Source organism: Amycolatopsis sp. NPDC039088 (assembly GCF_055598845.1).
Genome location: NZ_JBVKAE010000029.1, coordinates 17,297 through 35,408, shown reverse-complemented (window position 1 = coordinate 35,408; position 18,112 = coordinate 17,297). Strand labels below are relative to the sequence as shown.

18 protein-coding genes are annotated in these 18,112 nt (G+C 69.1%); 11 read left to right on the top strand and 7 right to left on the bottom strand.

Annotation, left to right across the window (positions count from 1 at the left end):
- Positions 1–13: 13 nt before the first annotated feature.
- The 4 genes from ACZ7KI_RS31190 to ACZ7KI_RS31175 all read right to left on the bottom strand — a co-directional run bounded on the left by ACZ7KI_RS31190 (position 14) and on the right by ACZ7KI_RS31175 (position 3,811).
- Complete coding sequence (locus ACZ7KI_RS31190) at positions 14–574, bottom strand: GNAT family N-acetyltransferase (protein WP_470276621.1); 561 nt, start codon at positions 572–574, stop codon at positions 14–16.
- 387 nt (positions 575–961) lie between these two features.
- On the bottom strand, positions 962–2,011 hold the full coding sequence (gene add, locus ACZ7KI_RS31185) for an adenosine deaminase (RefSeq protein WP_470276620.1): 1,050 nt from the start codon (positions 2,009–2,011) through the stop codon (positions 962–964).
- A gap of 127 nt (positions 2,012–2,138) precedes the next feature.
- Entirely contained in the window at positions 2,139–2,942 is an 804-nt protein-coding gene (locus ACZ7KI_RS31180; protein WP_470276619.1) for a DNA-formamidopyrimidine glycosylase family protein, read from the bottom strand.
- A gap of 5 nt (positions 2,943–2,947) precedes the next feature.
- Positions 2,948–3,811, bottom strand: coding sequence for a ParA family protein (locus tag ACZ7KI_RS31175; protein WP_465504257.1), 864 nt, complete (start codon positions 3,809–3,811; stop codon positions 2,948–2,950).
- A 111-nt stretch (positions 3,812–3,922) separates the two neighbouring features.
- On the opposite strand from ACZ7KI_RS31175, the gene ACZ7KI_RS31170 reads away from it, so the two are divergent.
- From ACZ7KI_RS31170 to ACZ7KI_RS31160, 3 genes are all read left to right on the top strand, one after another.
- Positions 3,923–4,654, top strand: a complete 732-nt coding sequence (locus ACZ7KI_RS31170; protein ID WP_470276618.1) for a methyltransferase domain-containing protein — start codon at positions 3,923–3,925, stop codon at positions 4,652–4,654.
- Positions 4,655–5,194: 540 nt separating this feature from the next.
- The gene (gene dinB, locus ACZ7KI_RS31165) at positions 5,195–6,412 is read left to right on the top strand and encodes a DNA polymerase IV (protein ID WP_470276696.1); all 1,218 of its coding nucleotides are present in this window, start codon (positions 5,195–5,197) and stop codon (positions 6,410–6,412) included.
- A 197-nt stretch (positions 6,413–6,609) separates the two neighbouring features.
- On the top strand, positions 6,610–7,026 hold the full coding sequence (locus tag ACZ7KI_RS31160) for a DUF3040 domain-containing protein (protein WP_470276617.1): 417 nt from the start codon (positions 6,610–6,612) through the stop codon (positions 7,024–7,026).
- 615 nt (positions 7,027–7,641) lie between these two features.
- Here ACZ7KI_RS31160 and ACZ7KI_RS31155 read toward each other — a convergent pair.
- The 3 genes from ACZ7KI_RS31155 to ACZ7KI_RS31145 are packed head-to-tail and all read right to left on the bottom strand — an operon-like array spanning position 7,642 to position 12,542.
- Complete coding sequence (locus ACZ7KI_RS31155) at positions 7,642–10,158, bottom strand: transglutaminase TgpA family protein (protein ID WP_470276616.1); 2,517 nt, start codon at positions 10,156–10,158, stop codon at positions 7,642–7,644.
- Positions 10,155–11,429, bottom strand: a complete 1,275-nt coding sequence (locus ACZ7KI_RS31150) for a DUF58 domain-containing protein (protein ID WP_470276615.1) — start codon at positions 11,427–11,429, stop codon at positions 10,155–10,157. The genes ACZ7KI_RS31155 and ACZ7KI_RS31150 overlap by 4 nt, the downstream gene beginning before the upstream one ends.
- 18 nt (positions 11,430–11,447) lie before the next feature.
- Positions 11,448–12,542 (bottom strand): AAA family ATPase, encoded by a 1,095-nt coding sequence (locus ACZ7KI_RS31145; protein ID WP_465504262.1) that lies wholly within the window; start codon positions 12,540–12,542, stop codon positions 11,448–11,450.
- Between the two features lie 284 nt (positions 12,543–12,826).
- Here ACZ7KI_RS31145 and ACZ7KI_RS31140 point away from each other — a divergent pair, with 284 nt between their 5' ends.
- The 8 genes from ACZ7KI_RS31140 to ACZ7KI_RS31105 are packed head-to-tail and all read left to right on the top strand — an operon-like array spanning position 12,827 to position 17,671.
- Complete coding sequence (locus tag ACZ7KI_RS31140; RefSeq protein WP_037304290.1) at positions 12,827–13,180, top strand: hypothetical protein; 354 nt, start codon at positions 12,827–12,829, stop codon at positions 13,178–13,180.
- On the top strand, positions 13,158–13,727 hold the full coding sequence (locus ACZ7KI_RS31135; protein WP_470276695.1) for a DUF3558 family protein: 570 nt from the start codon (positions 13,158–13,160) through the stop codon (positions 13,725–13,727). Before ACZ7KI_RS31140 ends, ACZ7KI_RS31135 begins: the two co-directional genes overlap by 23 nt.
- Before the next feature lie 10 nt (positions 13,728–13,737).
- A complete protein-coding gene (locus ACZ7KI_RS31130; protein ID WP_470276614.1) occupies positions 13,738–14,316 on the top strand; it encodes a PPE domain-containing protein in 579 nt (192 codons plus the stop codon).
- A complete protein-coding gene (locus ACZ7KI_RS31125) occupies positions 14,313–15,065 on the top strand; it encodes an ESX secretion-associated protein EspG (protein WP_470276613.1) in 753 nt (250 codons plus the stop codon). The genes ACZ7KI_RS31130 and ACZ7KI_RS31125 overlap by 4 nt, the downstream gene beginning before the upstream one ends.
- Before the next feature lie 36 nt (positions 15,066–15,101).
- Positions 15,102–15,629 carry a YbaB/EbfC family nucleoid-associated protein gene (locus ACZ7KI_RS31120; RefSeq protein WP_470276612.1) on the top strand — a complete coding sequence of 176 codons (528 nt, stop codon included), beginning with the start codon at positions 15,102–15,104 and terminating at the stop codon, positions 15,627–15,629.
- On the top strand, positions 15,626–15,949 hold the full coding sequence (locus ACZ7KI_RS31115; RefSeq protein WP_470276611.1) for a type VII secretion target: 324 nt from the start codon (positions 15,626–15,628) through the stop codon (positions 15,947–15,949). The genes ACZ7KI_RS31120 and ACZ7KI_RS31115 overlap by 4 nt, the downstream gene beginning before the upstream one ends.
- A complete protein-coding gene (locus tag ACZ7KI_RS31110) occupies positions 15,946–17,085 on the top strand; it encodes a WXG100 family type VII secretion target (protein WP_470276610.1) in 1,140 nt (379 codons plus the stop codon). The genes ACZ7KI_RS31115 and ACZ7KI_RS31110 overlap by 4 nt, the downstream gene beginning before the upstream one ends.
- Positions 17,078–17,671: a hypothetical protein gene (locus tag ACZ7KI_RS31105; protein WP_470276609.1), complete on the top strand. Its 594-nt coding sequence runs from the start codon at positions 17,078–17,080 to the stop codon at positions 17,669–17,671. Before ACZ7KI_RS31110 ends, ACZ7KI_RS31105 begins: the two co-directional genes overlap by 8 nt.
- Positions 17,672–18,112 lie beyond the last annotated feature (441 nt).

The following is an 18,112-nucleotide window of genomic DNA, read 5'->3' as shown; positions in this document are numbered from 1 at the left end:
TGCCTGGTCGCCGCTAGCGGCTCGCCTTCCACTCGTCTTCGAGCATCGCGAAGACGAGTTCGTCACACCACTCGCCCTTGACGATCTCGTTCTCCCGCAGATGAGCTTCCTTCTTCATCCCGAGGCGTTCCATCAGCGCGGCGGAGGCGGTGTTGCGGCCGTCACAGCGGCCGATGATCCGGTGCAGTCCGAGGTCTTCGAAGCCGAGCCGGAGCAGTTCGACCGCGGCCTCCGCGGCGAGCCCCTTGCCGTGGTGATCGGGATGGAACACGAAACCGACCTCGCCCTGCCGTCGCTCGCTGCTGAGGTATTCGAGGTTCAGATCGCCGATCAGCTGCCCGGTCTCGGTCAGCTCGACGGCCACGGCCAGGAACTGGCCTTCTTTGGACAGGGTGCTGCTGTGGACGCGTTTCGCGAGCGCGGCGGCGGATTCGGCCCGGCTTCGCGGGCCCCAGTACAGATAACGGGCGACGTCGGCGCGGGACTGGAAGGAGTTGAGTCCGTCGAGGTCGTCCGGGGTGAAGGCACGGAGGGTAAGGCGCGGGGTGATGATCGGGAAATCGGGCCTCAACATGGCGTCAGGCTATCCAGTCTGCCGGGTTCGCGGGGGCGGAACGGGAACAGAACAGCGGCGGACGGTCCTCCAGCGCGACGGGTGGTCCCTCCGGGGCCCGCAAAAGGGCCATAACCCGGATATAAGGGTACCCCCGAGGTGTCTCCCGGACGCCGGGATCGGCGGCCGGGCCCGAGCCGGACCGGTGCTCGGGAACCTCGGGGGCCCGGTGACTGCCTGGTATTCGCTATCAGGCACCACGCGAAGCAGACGACGAGCCGAAGGTGGCTCCAACTTGCGTTGTATCTGCTCAAAAGTCCTACGCGTGCGGTCCGCTAGCGGACAGTCACCTCACGAGTCCTGTTGGAATACAACTTTGGACCACCTCCTCTCTCGTGTACCGCCACGCTAGGCGAGGACTTCGGGGTCCTGCAACAAGATTTCTTTGATCTCGGTCACCAGGACGGCTTTGGCCGCCGGTTCCAGGAACGACGCGTGCACGGCGTTCTCCGCGAACCGGGCGATTTCGGTGGCGTTGAGGCCGAGGGTTTCGGCGACGGCCAGGTACTCGCCGTCGAGCGTGGCACCGAACATCGGCGGGTCGTCGGTGTTGAGCGTGACCACCACGCCGTGGTCGAGCAGACGGCGGATCGGATGGGCCGCGATCGACGGGAACTGTCCTGTCCGGATGTTCGAGGTCGGGCAGACCTCCAGCGGAATCCCTTGTGCAGCAAGGTGTTCCATAAGAGCCGGGTCGGTGTACGCGCTGACGCCGTGGCCGATCCGCTCGGCGCCGAGGTCGTGCACCGCCGACCAGACGGTGGCGGGCCCGGTGGTCTCGCCCGCGTGCGGGACGCTGCGCAAACCCGCCTCGCGAGCCCGGGTGAAGAAGGGCGCGAACTGCGCGCGGCCGACGCCGACCTCCGGTCCGCCGAGACCGAACGACACCAGTCCTTCGGGGCGTTCGCGGAGCGCGAACACGACCGTTTCGCGCCCGGCGACCACCCCCTTCTCGCCGGGGATGTCGAAGCACCAGGCCAGTTCCACCCCGTGGTCCGCCTTCGCCGTGGCGCGTCCGGTGGCGAGACCGGTGAGCAGATCGTCGCCCGTCATCCCGTCGAGGAGGTGGTTGTACGGCGTCACGGTCACCTCGGCGTAGCGCGCGTTCTGCGCGGCCAGATCGGCGGCCAGGCCGGTGACGAGCGTGTGGACGTCGCGGGCGTCGCGCACCAGCGACGTCACCGCCAGGTAGTTGCGGAGGAAATGCGGGAAATCACGGAAGGTGAAGAACTCGGCGAGTGCGTCGGGCTCTGTCGGCACCCCGGCGGACGGGCGCCGCCTGGCCAGTTCCAGCACCGTGGGCAGGCTCGCCGAACCGACGAGGTGGACGTGGAGTTCGACCTTGGGCAGGGCGTGCACGAACGCGCGCAGCGCCTCGCCCGTGAGGAATCCGGGCATGACGAAAGCTCCCTGAAAAGTGGGTGAAGGGTGACGTGTGAGTGGAGCGGGCGGCTCAGGGAGCGAGGTCGCCGCGTTCGGTGTCGGCCCCGTAGAGCGGGAGCTTGAACAGCGTCACGAGGCCAGCTTAGCCGCCTGGAGCGGGCCCTGACTGGCATTTGGGACAAAACCAGGTCGGCCTCGCCTGGTGGCCGGTGCCCTGCGCGGCGACCCGGAGCCGTCCGCCGCAACGGAAACAGCCCTGCTTGGTCCGCTCGTAAACCCAGTGCTCGCGGCCGCGGCGCTGGTCCCCGGTGGTGGTCTGCGAGGTGTGCCAGGCGTTCGCCTTCAGCAGTTTGCGGCCGAGCGCGACGGTCTTCGCCGGGTCGACATCGGAAACCGGGGTCCACGGTGTGACGCCGAGCAGGAAACACATCTCGACCTTGTACATGTTCCCGATCCCGGCCATGATCCGCTGGTCCAGCAGGGCGTCACCCAGTTCGCGGTCCGGATCCGCGGCCAGCGCGGCGGCCGCCCGTTCCGCCAGCTCGTCCGTCCATTGTGGATCGAGCAGATCCGGGCCGAGATGGCCGACCAGGCGGTCTTCTTCACCGGTGGGCACGAGTTCGAGGTCGTGCACGCGGAAACCGATCGCCTGGACGTCTTCGGTCACCAGGATGGCGCGCGCGTGATGGGCCGGATGGCGCCAGCGAGCGCCCGCCGGATAGACCGCCCACTTGCCGTCCATGCGCAGGTGGCTGTGCAGGGTGAGGTCGCCGGAGAAGCGCGTCAGCAGGTGTTTGCCGACCGTGCCGACGCCGAGCACCTCCCGCCCGGCGAGATCCGCCGTGGCCAGCCGAGGGACCCTGAACTCACCTCGCCGCAGTGTCTTCCCGGCCAGTGCCTTGTCGAGGACCTTGCCGGCGAGGAAGACGGTGTCGCCTTCGGGCATCGGCGCTAACCCGTGCCGGTGTCGCTCAGCTTGGCGGGCTCTTCGGTGGGCTCCGGCTCGTCGCCGCGGACGCGATGCCGTCCGGCGCGGTTCGAGCGGAGGACCTTGGCCAGCACCATGTTGAAGGTGAGCGCGATCTCCTGGGCGCCGGGGGAATGCCATTCGTGGATCGGGCTGCACGCGCCCTGTGCCTGCTGCACGGCGAGCCGGTCCGGGATGGCCGTCGGCATCACCAGCGGCCCGAAGTTCTCCCGCAGTTCGGCCACCCGGAACTGGTGCTCGTAGGAGCGCACGCGGAGCTTGTTGACCACGACGCCGATCGGCCGCAGTCCCGGGTTCTGCTCCTCGCGGATCTTCTCGATCGCTTCGAGCGCGCGGCGGGCACCGGAGACGGCGTACATCGTCGGCTCGGTGACGATCAGGGCGCTGTCCGCGGCCACCAGCGCCGAGCGGGTCAGCCTGCCGAGCGACGGCGGGCAGTCGAGGATCACCAGTTCGTAGGGTTCCTCGCGCAACGGGTTGGTGTGCAGTTCGTCGAGCGCGCGGGACAGATTCTCCAGCCGCCGGCTGTCGGCGTCGGGCTCGTTGAGCATCTCCAGCTCTTCGGCGCCGACGAGGACGTCGATCCGGTCGCTCCACACGCTGGGCGCGATCGCGCGTTCGAGCACCGGACGCGTCGGTGTCTCGAGGACGTCGGCCAGCGTGCGGTCGGTGAGGGGCGGATCCAGCGAGGTGGTGGCGTTGCCCTGCGGGTCCAGGTCGGCCACGAGGGTCCGCGCGCCCCGGCGCAGGGCGGCGGACGCGACACCGAGGGCGACCGTCGTTTTACCGACGCCACCCTTCAGGCTGAGTACAGCGACCGTGTGCACTCGATACAGCCTACGGGCCTTCGGCGGGGTGGCTCCCCGGCAAGGTGTCGAAGACCGCATCGGACTACACAGGTAATGCCTGCCGGGAGGCGGGCATTACCCTGTGCGCTTATGAAGACGGACACCGTGGCCACGCGGGGATCGGGCGCGGTTCGCCGGGTTCTCGAAGCAGAACTCAAGGCCGCACGGGCGCGAGGCGCGCAACAGCCGAACGTCGTCGACGTCGGCGGCGGCAGCGGCGGCTGGGCGGTGCCGCTGGCTTCGGCGGGCTGCCTGGTGACCGTCGTCGAGCCGAACCCCAACGCGCTGGCGACGCTGCGCCGCCGCGCCGAGGAGGAGGGCGTCTCCGGCAGCATCACGGTGATCGCCGACGACTCCGACGCGCTCGGCGCCCACGTCGCGGCCGGATCCGCCGACCTGGTGCTCGCGCACGGCCTGCTCGAGGTCGTCGACGATCCGGCGACGGTGCTCGCCGCGCTGGCCGCCGCGGTCAAACCCGGCGGCGCGGTCTCGGTGCTGGTGGCGAACCGCCACGCCGCGATCCTGCAGCGCGCGCTGGCCGGACGGCTCGGCGAGGCACGCGAGCTGCTCGCGTCCGAGAGCGGCGTGCTGGGCGGCGGCCGGGAGACCGTGCTGCGGCGCTTCGACGCCGAGGCGCTGCGGGCGCAGCTCGTCGCGGTGGGGCTCGAGGTGACCTCCCTGCAGGGTGACGGCGTCGTGGCGGACTTCGTGCCGGGAGGGGTGCGGGAAGAGGACCTGGCGGAGTTCGAGCTGGCGGCCGCGTCGGTGTCTCCGCTGCGGGACATCTCCAGCCGGCTGCACGTCCTGGCCCGCCGCCCCTGAACCTCGCCTCGTGAGCGGTATGCCGGTCAGGCCCAAGGCCGGAGCTCGCATTTTGCTTACCCACTGGTGTGGAGCTTGGGCGGGTTGCCGGGGCGGTCCGGGTGGGGAAGATTTCGGCCGTTGAGCGTCCGGACTTGCCCGCTCGGTCTCTGGTCCACCGGTCGTGAGTGAGCGCGAGCTTGATCAACGGAGGATCGGGGACGTTGAGTGTCCCGAATCTTCCGTTGATCAAGGTGTGAGACCGGGCGACGATGCCCGCGGAACCACCCTCGTCCAGGTCAGGCCCAAGCCTGTTCCGTGAAGGCCTTCTTCACTACCTTCAGGGTAGGGAAGGGGCCCTTCACGGACTTGATGATCGCCATAAGCGGCCCACCAGCACCAGCACCAGCAGCCACAGCGGCTGCGCGTGAAGGCCCCCTTCCCTCGGCTCAGCCGAGGAAAGGCGACCTTCACATCTTCCCCAGTACATGAAGGCCCGAGACTGTCGGTGGTCCGGGCTAGGTTCTGCCCGTGGGACGAAATGCCGAGCTGCCTGGTGGGATGGCCCGTTACCGGGTGACGACGGGGGCCACCACCTGGCCCGACGACACCGGTTGCGGCCTGCTGCACGTCGACATGGACGCCTTCTTCGTGTCCTGTGAGCTGCGCACGCGTCCCGAATTGGCGGGCAAGCCGGTGGTGGTCTCGGGTGGCGGTCCGAGGTCGGTCGTGGCGGCCGCGAGTTACGCGGCGCGCGAGTTCGGCGTCCGGTCGGCCATGCCGTTCTCGACCGCGAAGCGGCTCTGCCCGCACCTGATCTGCATCACCCCGACACCCGGGCTCTACGGCGAGGTGTCGAAGGGGGTCATGGGGATCTTTCGCGAACTGACGCCGCTGGTGGAGCCGCTGAGCCTGGACGAGGCCTTCCTCGATGTCAGCGGGGCACTCAAGCGGCTGGATTCCTCCCCCGCGCGGCTCGGTGCCTGGATCCGGGAGCGGGTGGCCGCCGATTTCGACATCAGCTGCTCGGTCGGCGTCGCGAAGGTCAAGTTCGTCGCGAAACTGGCGTCCGGGATGGCGAAACCGGACGGCATGGTCGTCGTCCCGGCGGCCGAGACGCTCGCGTTCCTGCATCCGTTGCCCGTGTCGGCGCTGTGGGGTGTCGGGAAGCGCACCGAGGAGCAGTTGCGGCAGCAGGGCCTCGACACCATCGCCGACGTCGCCGCGGCGCCGCTGTCCCGGCTGCGGCGCTCGCTCGGGCGGGCGCTGGGAGACCATCTGTACGCGCTCGCGAACGGGCACGACGAACGTGAGGTCGTGCCGGAGACGCCCGACAAGTCGATCGGTGCCGAAGTGACCTTCGACGTCGATCTCCACGACCGCTCGGCACTCGGCCTGGAACTGCTCCGGCTGTCGGAACGCGTCGCCGCCACCCTTCGCCGCCGGGGGCTGCGCGGGCGGACGGTGTCGATCAAGGTCCGGTTCGCGGATTTCAAGACGATCACCCGGGCCAGGACAACCGCCGTCGGAGTGGATGTGGCCCGCGATATCCACCGCACCGCCGTCGAACTCCTCACCGAGCACGCGCCGACGGGCGCAGTCCGCCTGATCGGCGTAAGAGTCGAGGGGTTGCACACGGAGAGTGATGGAGAGCAGCTGCTTTTCGACTCACCCGCACCCCGTTGGCGGGACGCGGAAGTGGCCGCCGACGTCGCGAGGTCGAAGTTCGGTGCCGCCGCGGTGCGGCCCGCGTCACTGCTTACCCCTCGTGACCAGTGACATCGGCCGCTCAAGTGTCTTCGAGAGAGCCGTGTCGGGTGGTTTCGGCCAATTCGATCCCTTCTGGATACGGGATCGGGTAGTCGGACGAGCGCGGGGCTCGTATCCTGGACAGAGACACCCCGCCTGGGGTTGTCTGTTGGGTCCATGACGTTGCGCGGCCCGGCGCCCGCGACAGCTGTGCCGGAGGAGGAAAGATGCCACTCTCCGAGCATGAGCAGCGGCTGCTCGATCAGATCGAGCGCGAGCTCTATGCCGAGGACCCCAAGTTCGCATCCACGGTGCGAGGCACCCGGTTGCGCCGCCCCGCCCGCCGACGGCGTATCCAGGGCGTTGCCCTGTTCGTAGTGGGCGTCGCACTGTTGGTGCTCGGCGTGGTGGTCAACATCCGGGTCGCCGAGATCCCAGTGATCAGCGTGCTCGGGTTCCTCGTGATGTTCTTCGGAGTCATGATGGCCGTCACATCGATTCGGCACGGAGCCGAAGCGGAAGGCGGTAAGGACAGCGGTGGCCCGGGTGCCGGCGGAGGTGGCGGCGGCAAGTCGTCCCCGCGCCGAAGCTCGTTCACCCAGCGCATGGAAGAGCGCTTCCGCCAGCGCTTCGAGGAGCAATAGCTCTCACACACGCGAACATGCCGACGGGGCGCTGCCTCGTCGGCATGTTCGCGTTGTCGTGGCCCAGCTCGGCCTGTCCGTGAAGGCCTCCTTCCCTACCTTCAGGGCAGGGCCCGGCGGAGTCGAAATCTTGCTGGTCGGTCGACTATTCCTGCACTGTCGCGGGCCGCACGCATCGGTGGTGGATCAAGGGCGAGCCGAGGTAGGGCAGGCCTGATTTTGGACGCCGGAGAGGTTTCACTGTCCACAAGGGACACCACTGGGCGATTGGATGTCCGATTGATGCCGCTATGTACGTTTCGACGCGGGGTCGTGAGTGATAATGAGGGTTAGAACGACCCAGATCACTCACGACCCCTTCTCGGAACCGTGCAAGTCTCCCAAACCGGGCACATTTGACTCGGAAGGTGTCCCTTGTGGACGGTCAGAAGCCGGGTGAGGCCTTTTGCGTGAATCCGCTCCCGCCGGGGCCACCACGACACGTTCGCCCTGTCCCGCTCTAGCGGCGGAGCCGACCAGCAGTTATGCGACTTTGCCGAGACCCTGCTCTCAAGGTAGGGAAGGAGGCCTTCACGGAAGCGGCCGTGCCGGTGACCTTGCGGGCGAGCCCAGGTCTTACTTGCCTCGCCTCAAGGACCTCGGGAACAGGCGGCCCTTCCACGACATGGGCGCGTTCCGCTTCAGGCTCTTGCGAACCTCGGCGAAGGCCGGTCCCAGTTCGTCGTCGCTCACCTTCTGGTCGGAGTACCAGGACGTCTCCACGACGCCGATGAGCGTCCGCAGGCCGGAGCGGCCCTCCTCGTCCAGACGGTGTTTCTCGGCGACCTTCCGGCCGGCCACACGCACGGTGTCGCCGTCCGAGAGCGGCAGGCCCCGGTCCGCGCATTCGTCCATCAGTTCGCGCCAGGCCGCGTCGGCCGCGTCGGGGGAGTGGGACGCGATCTTCTGCAACCGCAGCCGTCGTTTGATCTCCCGGATCGCCGTCGGCGTGCCCAGCCCGCCGAGGACGACCACCAGGACCAGCGCGAACCACCACGACACCCACGCCGCCAGGAACGCGAACGCCGCCACCCACAACCCGATCGCGATCAGCGGCAGCCAGTTCGCGACGTTCGGGTTGTCCAGGAACCCGCCGTTCTCCTGGACCGGAGCGGGCGAGTCGGGGGACGGCGTCGAGCGCATGAGTGCCCGGTATCGCAAGCGGGAGCGCACGATCACGACCACGGTGAGCGCGGCCGCCAGTCCGCCGAGCAGCCCGGCGATGATGGCGGGCCACAGCGGCTCCTCCTCCTGCTGGGCGCCGGTGTCGCCCGCGCCCTGGTCCGCGCCAGGGTCGCGCGGGGTGCCGGTCGCGGGGGCGCTCGACGCCGGAGCTGTCGGTACTTCCTGGGTGTCGTTGGTGGTGGAGCTGCTGGTGTCGGTCTGCAGGTACGGCGGGACGACCGCGCGGCCGTCGACCAGCGGGGTCGGGTCGAAACTGACCCAGCCCTTCTGCTGGAAGTAGACCTCGACCCACGCGTGGGCGTCCTCGGAGCTGATCGAGAGGTGATCGCCCTTCGGTGTGCCGGAGGTGAAGCCGATGGCGACCCGCGAAGGGATGCCGACCGACCGCAGCATCACGGCCATCGCGGACGCGAACTGCTCACAGAACCCGCGTTTGCCGTTGAGGATGAAATCGGCGAGCGCGTCGGGGTCTTTGACGTCGGCGGTCTTGGTGTCGTACACGAAGCCGTTCTGCGCGGTGAAGAACGACCAGATCGCCTGTGCCTTGTCGAAGTTGTTGGACTCGTTCTCCGTCAGCTGCTTGGCCTTCGCCGCGACTCGGGGATCGACCCGATCGATCTGCATGAACTGCGGCGGTACTTCGGTGAGCTGAGCGTCGTCGAGCCGGAGCTCCTCCTTCGAGGGTTCCTTGATCGACGCCGTCTCGGTGTAGGCGGGCGCGTTCTGCTTGGTCGTGGTGAACACGGCGCCGCCGACCGGGTCGTACAGCCAGTTGTCGGCGAGTCCGGTGAGCGTCCGGGGCGCACCGTAGATCGGTAGCCAGTTGTCGACCCAGTTCGTGGGCTCGATCCGGATTTCGCGCGCGGGTCCGGCGCCGTCGTCGCCCGGCGCGGGCGGGAGCCCCTGGTTGGCCTGCACACCCTGCTGGGCGCGGCCGTTCTGCGCCAGCCCCCAGCCCTTGTTCGGGGTGAACGTGTCGAGGGTGAACGCGCGCAGCAGCCGCTTGTCCGCGCCCATCCCGTAGACCTTGAACAGCTCCACGTTCTCGCCCTGGTCGAGCAGACCGCGCAGCTGGGTGAACGGCTCGACGCCGAATCCGCCCGCTCCGCCGCGGCCCGACCCGGTCCCGCCGGGGAGGCTGCCGACCGTGCCGATGCCGGTGACCGCCGTTCCGATGACCAGGCCCATCGCGATCGCGGCGGCCACCACGCCGACGGGGGCGGACAGCGTGCTCGCCGAGTTGCCCAGTCCTGGCGCGTCCCGGTTGCGCCATCGGCGATGCCGGTGGTTGCCGTCGACGGCGAGCAGTGCGGCGAACGCGGCCGCGCCGAGCAGGAACGTCCACCACGGCAGCATGTCCTCGGCCAGCGCGGCGGGCACGGCGTAGACGCACAGCAGCACCAGGCCGGTCGCGGCGGGCGCGGCGGCGGCCACCGCGAGGGTGTCGACCAGCACCGCGACCAGGCCGATCGCGATGGTGATCAGGCAGAGGATCGGCGGCGTTCCCTCGACCGGTGGCAGGCCGACGCGGATCTGTTCGGCCGACGCGGCGAGCACGCCTCGCAGTTCTTCGAGCGCGTCCGGGCCGGGGATGATCTTCAGGATCCCGCTGGTGGTGAACGCCCCGGTGATCAGGAACAACAGCACCAGCAGCTGCGCCAGCCCGACGACGATGGTCGGCGCGCGCAGCGAGCGCAAAGCGAGTCCGGTGGAGGCGATCAGGACTACCGCGACCAGCAGGTAGCCGAACCACGCCCAGCCGCTGACGACGCCGGTGAGCGAGGTCGAGGCGAACAGGGTGGCGAGGCCGGCGGCGACCGGTGCGAGCACGCTGCTCGTCCAGACCGGCGGCGGCGCCTCCGGGCGGGGCTTCGGCGTGTGCTGGCGGGGTGGCGCGGTCGTGGTCACAGGCCACCTCCGATCAGCGTGCCCCGGCGGGCGGCGGTCTGGCACAGCTCGGCCCAGACCTGCGGCATGGGCGATCCGGGCCCGGCGATGACGACGCCCCAGCCCGCGGCGCGCAGCAGCGCCGCCGATTCCTCGGTGGCGGCGGCACGAGCGTCAGGCCGGTTGACGCCCGAGGACCAGCTGGGGGTGTCGAGCAGCACGGCGAGGCTCCGGATGCCGCGTGGACGGTACCGGGACAGCTCGTGCACGGATTCGTTGCTGACGGTGCCGAGCACGGCGATGAGTTCCTGTCCTTCGGCCGGGTCGTGGCCGAGGGTGATGTCGCGCTGGTGCGCGGGCTGGAGCGCGGCGAGGACGTCGAGCACGACGTTGTCGTAGTGCTCGCCACCCTCGCCGGGGGTGTCGGCCAGGGTCTGGCCGTGTTCGGTGATCAGCCGGACGCGGTGACCGGAGCGCCGCAGGTGCAACCCCACGGAGGCGGCGAACGAGACGGCCCATTCGAGGCTCGCGGCGGGTCCGGTGCCGTGGTGCGCGGCCGCGCGGTGGTCCAGCAGCACTGTGGTGCCGCCGCGCCACGGCCGTTCCTCGACGCGGACCATGATCTCGTCGCGGCGGGCGGTCGAGCGCCAGTGGACCTTCCGCAGGTCGTCGCCCTGGCGGTACTGCCGCACGATCACGTCGGCCTCGCCCTGCCCGGCGTGCAGGCGGATGCTGCCGTCGTCACCGGCGCCGATGCCCGCCCCGCTGGGGAGACCCCACAGGCTCGCCACCTTCGGCACGACGACCAGCCGCGAATGCCCGATCAGCTCCCGTTCGAACTCGCACAGCCCGAACGGGTCGGTGATCGTCGCCCGCAGCGGGCCGACCTGCTGGATCCCGCGCAGCACCGGCTGCAGCGGGTACCGCAGCGCGACGCGCCGGTCGTGGGGAAGCCGTTCGACGACGAACCGCGGCCGTGAACCCAGCGCGTAGGGCACGCCGTCTTCGAGGAGCACTTCCCCCGCCGGAAGCCTGCCGTCACGCCAGAGTTCGAGCTGGACCTCGCCGGGCGAGCCGACCGAGACCCGCTCCGGACGCAGCGCGCGCGCCGCGCCCAGCCGCAGCCGGGTCGCCGAGATGAAGAAGGCGACCAGGAGCGGCAGGGCGACGACGAACACCGCGACCCGCAGCAGGTCCCGTTCGTTGAGCACGAACGAGCACACCGCGGCGGCGACGCCGGCGGCGAGGAGGCAGCGGCCGCGTGTGGTCAGGCCGGACAGAGCACGCAGCATGGCCCCGTTTTCCTTTACTCAGCGGTGGTTCGAGCCCTGCGGGACGGGAACGCGGTGCAGGATCGCGCGGACCACGTCGGTGGCCGAACGGCGGGCGGCGTGTGCCTCGGTGGTGAGCACCAGGCGGTGCGCCAGCACCGGGACCGCGACCGTGTGCAGGTCGTCCGGGACGACGAACTCGCGGCCCGAAAGCGCGGCCTGCGCACGGGCGGCGCGGACCAGCTGCAGGGTCGCCCTCGGCGACGCGCCGAGACGGATCTCCGGCACCTGCCGGGTCGCCGACACCAGTTCGACGGCGTACCGGCGGACCTCCGGCGACATGTGCACCGACCGCACCGTCTCGATCAGCCGCTGCACCGAGTCGCGGTCGGAGACCGGCTCGAGATCGGCCAGCGGGTTGTGCCCGGCGTGCTCGTCGACCATGGCCAGTTCGGCCTGCTGGTCGGGGTAGCCGATGGACACCCGCGCGGTGAACCGGTCCCGCTGAGCCTCGGGCAGAGCGTAGGTGCCCTCCATCTCGATCGGGTTCTGGGTGGCGATCACCATGAACGGCTCTTCGAGGTGGTACGTCGAGGTGTCGACGGTGACCTGGTGCTCTTCCATGCATTCGAGCAGCGCCGACTGCGTCTTCGGCGAGGCGCGGTTGATCTCGTCGCCGACCACGATGTTCGCGAACACCGGGCCGGGCCGGAATTCGAACCCGCCGCTCTGCCGGTTGTAGATGGACACCCCGGTGACGTCACTGGGCAACAGGTCGGGGGTGAACTGGATCCGGCTCACGGTGCAGTCGATCGAGCGGGCCAGCGCCTTCGCCAACGAGGTCTTGCCGACCCCGGGGACGTCCTCGACGAGGAGGTGGCCTTCGGCGAGCAGGGTCACGAGCGCGATGCGGATGACTTCGGGTTTGCCGACCAGTACCCGCTCGACGTTGGCGGCGATCCGCCGCGCCGTCTCGTGCAGTTCGTCCAGCGACGCGGTGTTTCCACCAGCCCTGCCTTCACGGCCGTTCTGGCGGCCGCTCACCGAGCCGGCGGCCGTGGGGTACGGCTCGTGCCCGGTTGCCTGCGCGCCCTGCTGTTCGCCGGGCGTCGCAGACTGGATTCTCGACGTCACTCGACCTCCTGATGCCACGTGGCTGGATGTCCGCTGGGTCTGCTGAAGGCAGCTTTTCCTCACTCGAGTAGTCCCCCGAGCAGCGGTCAGCCTCCCACGAAGTGTGTCAAACTCGGGCGAACTCGTGGGGGGAACCCCGCCAACCCCAGTCGATGACTCTGTGCAACCAGAGACCTTACCTCGATCGGGTGAGGTGAGCGCGTTTTTGGGTGCTCCCGCTGACACCGGGTTTTGTCGTATGCTCCGATGCGAGGTCGCTCGACTACGGAGAGGCGTAACCGCATATGAGCGAGGTGAGTACCGCCAAACCCAGGTTCGATCTGAGCGGGTTCGCGGTCGCCCCGGAGCTGGCGGCCGACGCCCACGTGAAGATCTCCGCCCTGCAGGACGTGGTCGGCCAGATGGTCCGCGAGGCCAAGGTGCTCGGCCGCACGGTTCCCCTCGGCGGGGGATACGCGGACGAGGTCGGCCGGTTCATGGCGCAGTACGGGATCGGCGCCGACGGCTCGGCGGTCGAAGCGCTCACGGCGTTCGGCAAGGAACTCGAGGCGCTCAAGAACCGGATCGAGAAGGCATTGGCGCGCTACACCCGTCAGGATGAACAAGCGGCGGCGGATGTGGACTGTGTCGGCGGCTGACCCCATGAGCCCCCGCCTCCCCGGTTTCGGCGTCCTCGGTGCGCTTGTCCTCATCACAGTGTCCGCTTGTGGGCAAGGGTCCGCAGGCCAGGCGCGGGTTCCGACTACTGAGCAAGTGGCCGTCGGCGGTTCGACCGCCGCCATCATTCCGCCCGCCAAGCTGGATCCCTGTGCGCTGCTCGGCCCCGTGGAGCGGTCGAGCGCCGGGGTGAACGTGCTCGGCGTCCCGAAGGAGATCAACGGCGCCCGCGCCTGCGACTGGACCGTCCCCGCGACCTTCGGCGTCACCATCACCGTGGACGAACGGAACGGGCTGGCCGACCTCGAGATCGCGCGCAAGACCGCCACCAAGACCAAGATCGGCGACCGGGACGCGCTCAAGGTCGCCGACAAGAAGGCCGCCGACGGGACCTGCGCGGTCCTGCTCGGCATGGGGGAGAAGGCGAGCGTCCAGATCGACGTGAGCAACACGAACTTCACCGACACCCCGCTCGCCTGCGAGCGCGCGGTGACGGTGGCGGGACTGGCCGAACCCAAGCTGCCTTAGGAGAACTGTCGTGCCTGAAGGAGAGACGCCGGGACGCGAGGTCCCGGTCGCGGCCACGCGGTACGAGGCCTACAGCCACGAGGCGCTGGCCGCTGAGGTCGAGGCAGGCAACGATCCCGAAGCGGCGGGCGGTATCGGCGCCGCTTGGGACGCGCTCGCGCGGCGTATGCACGACGCGACCTCCGAGCTGGCCGGGCTGATCGGCAGCAGCGAGGAGAACTGGCGCGGGGAAGCGGGCGACGCGCTCCGCGGTGTGCTGGCCACGGCGTCCGGCTGGCTGACCTGGTCCGCCGATCTCTCGTCCGCGCTCGGGCGGGCGATCTCCGGACAGGCCGAGGTCGCGGCGCGAGCCCGCGCGGACATGCCGCCGCCGGTGGACTTCGATCCGGGCGCGATGATCCGCGGCGCCGCCGCCGGCGGGAACCTGCTGGCGCTCGCGGCGCTCGCCGACGAGATGGAGGCGCGCCGCGCGGAGGCCGAGGAGGCCAGGCGCAAGGCCGTCGACGTGATGAACAATCGCGACGTCTCACTGCATTCGCTGACCCCGCGAATCTCGTTCGGGAAGCCGCCCGAGCTGGGGCGGTCTTGATCCGCGTTTCCGCTTCGGCGTTCGACGTCCTCTGGTCCGACCTCGGCCACGCGGCTCCGCCGTGGCCGCTGTCCGTCCGCAGCGTCGGCGGCACAGAAGCGGAACGCGCCGAGATCCGTGGCGCGGTCTACGAAAACCTCGCCGAACGAGGCCTTTACGACGGGGATCGGCTCGACGCCGCCCTGGAAGCGCGATTGGACCTGCTCGCGCGTGCCGAGGTCTACGTCGAATGTGAAGCCCTGGCCGACATGACGGCCGAAGCCCCGTTCCGCGCGGTCGCGGCCGCGCGCGGGCGGCACGGCGTGCTGGCCACCCAGCCCGAGCAGACCATCGCCCTCTCCGGGATCGGCGACGGCGAGGTGTTCGCCGCGATCGTCGACGTCCTGCCGGAGCTGCGGCCAGGCCCCGGCTACGGGATCAGCCTGCCCGCGGCGCGCTTCGACGGTGAGCTGGACGACCCGCTTTTCGGCGACGGCCAACGATCGTCGGCTTCGGACACTCAGCTGCGCGAGGTGCTCGCCATCCAGGCACGGCCGGTCTACAGCGCCGGCCAGTTCACCGTGCGGACCCGGGGCCGTGACGGCCGGACACACCGAGCGGGCGGGCTGACCTGGTTCGACACCGACGTCGGCGCGTACTGCGCGGCGCGGTCCGAGGGACGCGGCGGACAGGCGTGGGTGAACGTGTCCCCTGTGGACGGTCCGCGGCTGGTGACGCGATTGGCTTCGCTGCTGGACCCCGACCGCTAGGTTGTGACGAGTCGACGACCCGAGGGGGGTTTCGGAATGACCGTGCCATTCGGTGGCCAGGTGCGCGATCCGCAGGAGTGGATGCGCGAACAGGAACAACGCAGTGCGGCTCTGCTCGCCAAGGCGGAACAGGCGAAGGCCGATCTGGAGAACAATGTCGTCACCATGAGCAGCCCGGACCGGCTGGTCACCTTGACGGTCAACCCCGGCGGCGGCCTGACGTCGCTCGTGCTTTCCCCGCAGGCGCAGGAACGGCCACCGGCCCAGCTCGCGTCGCTGATCATGAGCACCTATCGCAAGGCCACCACGAGGGCCGCGGACCGGACCCTGGAGATCATGGCCGGGCTGACCGGCGAGGACTCCGAGGCGGTGGACTTCATCAAGAGCACCCTGCCGCCTCGGGAAGAACCCGCGGCCACCCCGGAAGCGGACGACTCCGCGCGGTTCGGCGTCCCACCCGAACCACCCTCCGAGCCGCCCGCGAAACCCCGGCCGTCCCGTCCCGCCTCCGATGAGGACGACGGCGAAGACTTCCAGCACGTCGACTGGACCGGCCGCTCGTGAGCGGGCCGGGATACGGCGTCTCGCCGGAACGCCTCAAGGCGCACGCGGACCAGGTCTCCGATCTCGCCGACCGCATCCGGGGCGCGGCCTCGGCGGCGACCCAGGTCGGCATGGGCGGTTTCCAGGGTTACGGCCTGCTCTGCGCGGTGCCCGTCGGCGGCGTCCTGCAGCTGGCCCAAGGCGACGCGGACGAGCTGATGACCAGCGCGGCGAACCTCGGCGACGCGTTGTCCGACGCGCTGAAGAAGGCGGCGACGGACTACACGAAGATCGACGACGACGCGGCGCAGCTCAGCCGGGACCTGGGGAAGAAGCTGTGAGCGAAGGACCGGTCGCGCGGCCGAGCGAACAGAACCTGGTCGCACAGAAGGAAGAGAAGTCCGAGCCATTCAAGGGCAGTGGAGCCTTCGAAAGTGGCTCGAGTCTGGGCGGCGACATCTACAAGGCCTTCAAGGGTGACGATGTCGATGCGTTCGCGTTCGCGATGGACGGCGTCTCGTTCGGCCTGGACGCGCTGTCGATGATCCTGAACCCGCTCGGAGAACTGGTCAAGGCCGGTGTCGGCTGGCTGATGGAGCACCTCGACTTCATTCGGGAGCCGTTGGAACTGCTCACCGGGGATCCGGAGCTGGTCCAGCAGGCGGCGCAGACCTGGAACAACATCGCCGCGGAACTCGAAGCCGTGGCGGGGGACTACGAGGGAGCACTCTCGACGACGTCCGGATGGGACGGTGACGCTGCCATCGTCTACCGCCGCGTCGCTTTGCAGTACACGCAGTCCTTGCGCGATGTAGCGGCCGACGCGAAGGACTCGGCGCACTGGATCACCACCGGGGGCATGGTGGTGGCCACCGCACGTGCGCTGGTCTTCGACATCATCGCCACTTTCATCAGCGATGTGATCACCCGGGCCTTGCTGGCGCTCGCCAGCTCGTGGTTCACCTTGGGTGGCTCGGTCGCGGCGTTCACCGCGAGCATCTTCGCCGACGCGGTCAAGGTCATGGCGAAGATCCAGAAGAAGCTCGGCAAGCTGCTCAGCGCCATCCAGAAGTTCGTGAAGCGGTTCGAAGGTTCGAGCGATCGGGCCCGAGAGGCGGCGAGGGCGCTGGGGCGTAAGGCTTCGGACCTCGGACACGAGGCCAATCAGGCGATCAAAGCCAGCGACAAGACATTGGACACGTTCAAGGCCGACAATCTCAAGCTCGCGAGGAAGGCCCTGGATTCGGATGCGACGGGTGCCGAGCGTCTGCTCAAGCACGCTCGTGGCGGTGCGGAACGGATGGAGAACACCACCTGGGGCAAGGTCGCGGACAACACCGGCTTGAAGATCGGGAAGGAAGCCGGAAAGGCGGCCGCTGCGGACTACAACCAGTACAACGGCGGTTCGTCCGAGCGCGGCAGGGTCGTACCTCCCAAGACCGGCCGGATCAGCGGTTCGCTCGACGACGATGACTGAGCGGATCGGGCAGGACGAGCGAGCGGTTCGGAAGCGTCGAGGGCGCTCAAGCCTGCGGGTGCTCTCCGGCGTCGTCTTCGTGGTGCTGGGCGCATGGGTGATGTTCTCGTTCGGTGCCGCGCTGGGGATCGGCGCCGCGGGGACAGTGGACCGGTTCGGCGTCGCGCAGATCCGGGAGTGCCATCGCAGTCCGATGCGACTCTGGATGATCCATGTTTGCGAGGCCGAGGTGAAGTGGGATCGGGAGACGCTGGGCAGACTACAGGTCACGTCTTCGACGATCGGTTCTGTCGCGGAACTGTCGGGTGAGGTGAACGTCGTGTCCTATGAGTCGGTAGGCCGCTACGGACTTCTTCGCTACAACATCGTCCCTGTAGACCGCCCGCGGCCGCCGTTCTCCACCGGCTGGTGGTTCTTCTTCGTGCTCGTGGGCACGATCCCCAGCTACATCATCGGCTGGTTCGCGGGCAAGGGCATCGACCGGTTGTTGCCTGAACCAACGGAGAAGCCCAAGGATTGGCGTGGCGTCAGCCGTCGCGCCACGCCGGGGATGAACGGACGCCGCCGGAAACGCGGACGCCGCTGATGAACGAACAGACCGAGCTGCCGACGCGCACCCGCCGGGGGCCTTCGGCCGTGATGGGCGCCGTCGGCGGTGCCAAAGAAACGCGATCCCCTTGTGCATGACGTGCTCGTGCAAGGTGGAAATCCGACGGGACAACGTTACCTAAGGAGGAGAACAGGTCTCGACGCCGGCGGTCACTGTGGTTTCCGCGCTTCCGGGCAGCGTTCCGGTGGAGGAGTACAAGTACCCCGAAGAAGAAACAGTTCGCGAGGGGATCTTCCGTGCCCGGGATGAACGGACGCCGCCGGAAGCGCAACCACGGCTGACCTGGTCGCTGCAGGTGATTGGGTTGCGAAAGCCACTTTCGCAACACTCAACGTTGCGAAAGTGGCTTTCGCAGCACACCTCAGGGCCGCGGGAGCCAAGACGGCTGTCCTTTGTCGACATGTCGTCGGATGAACC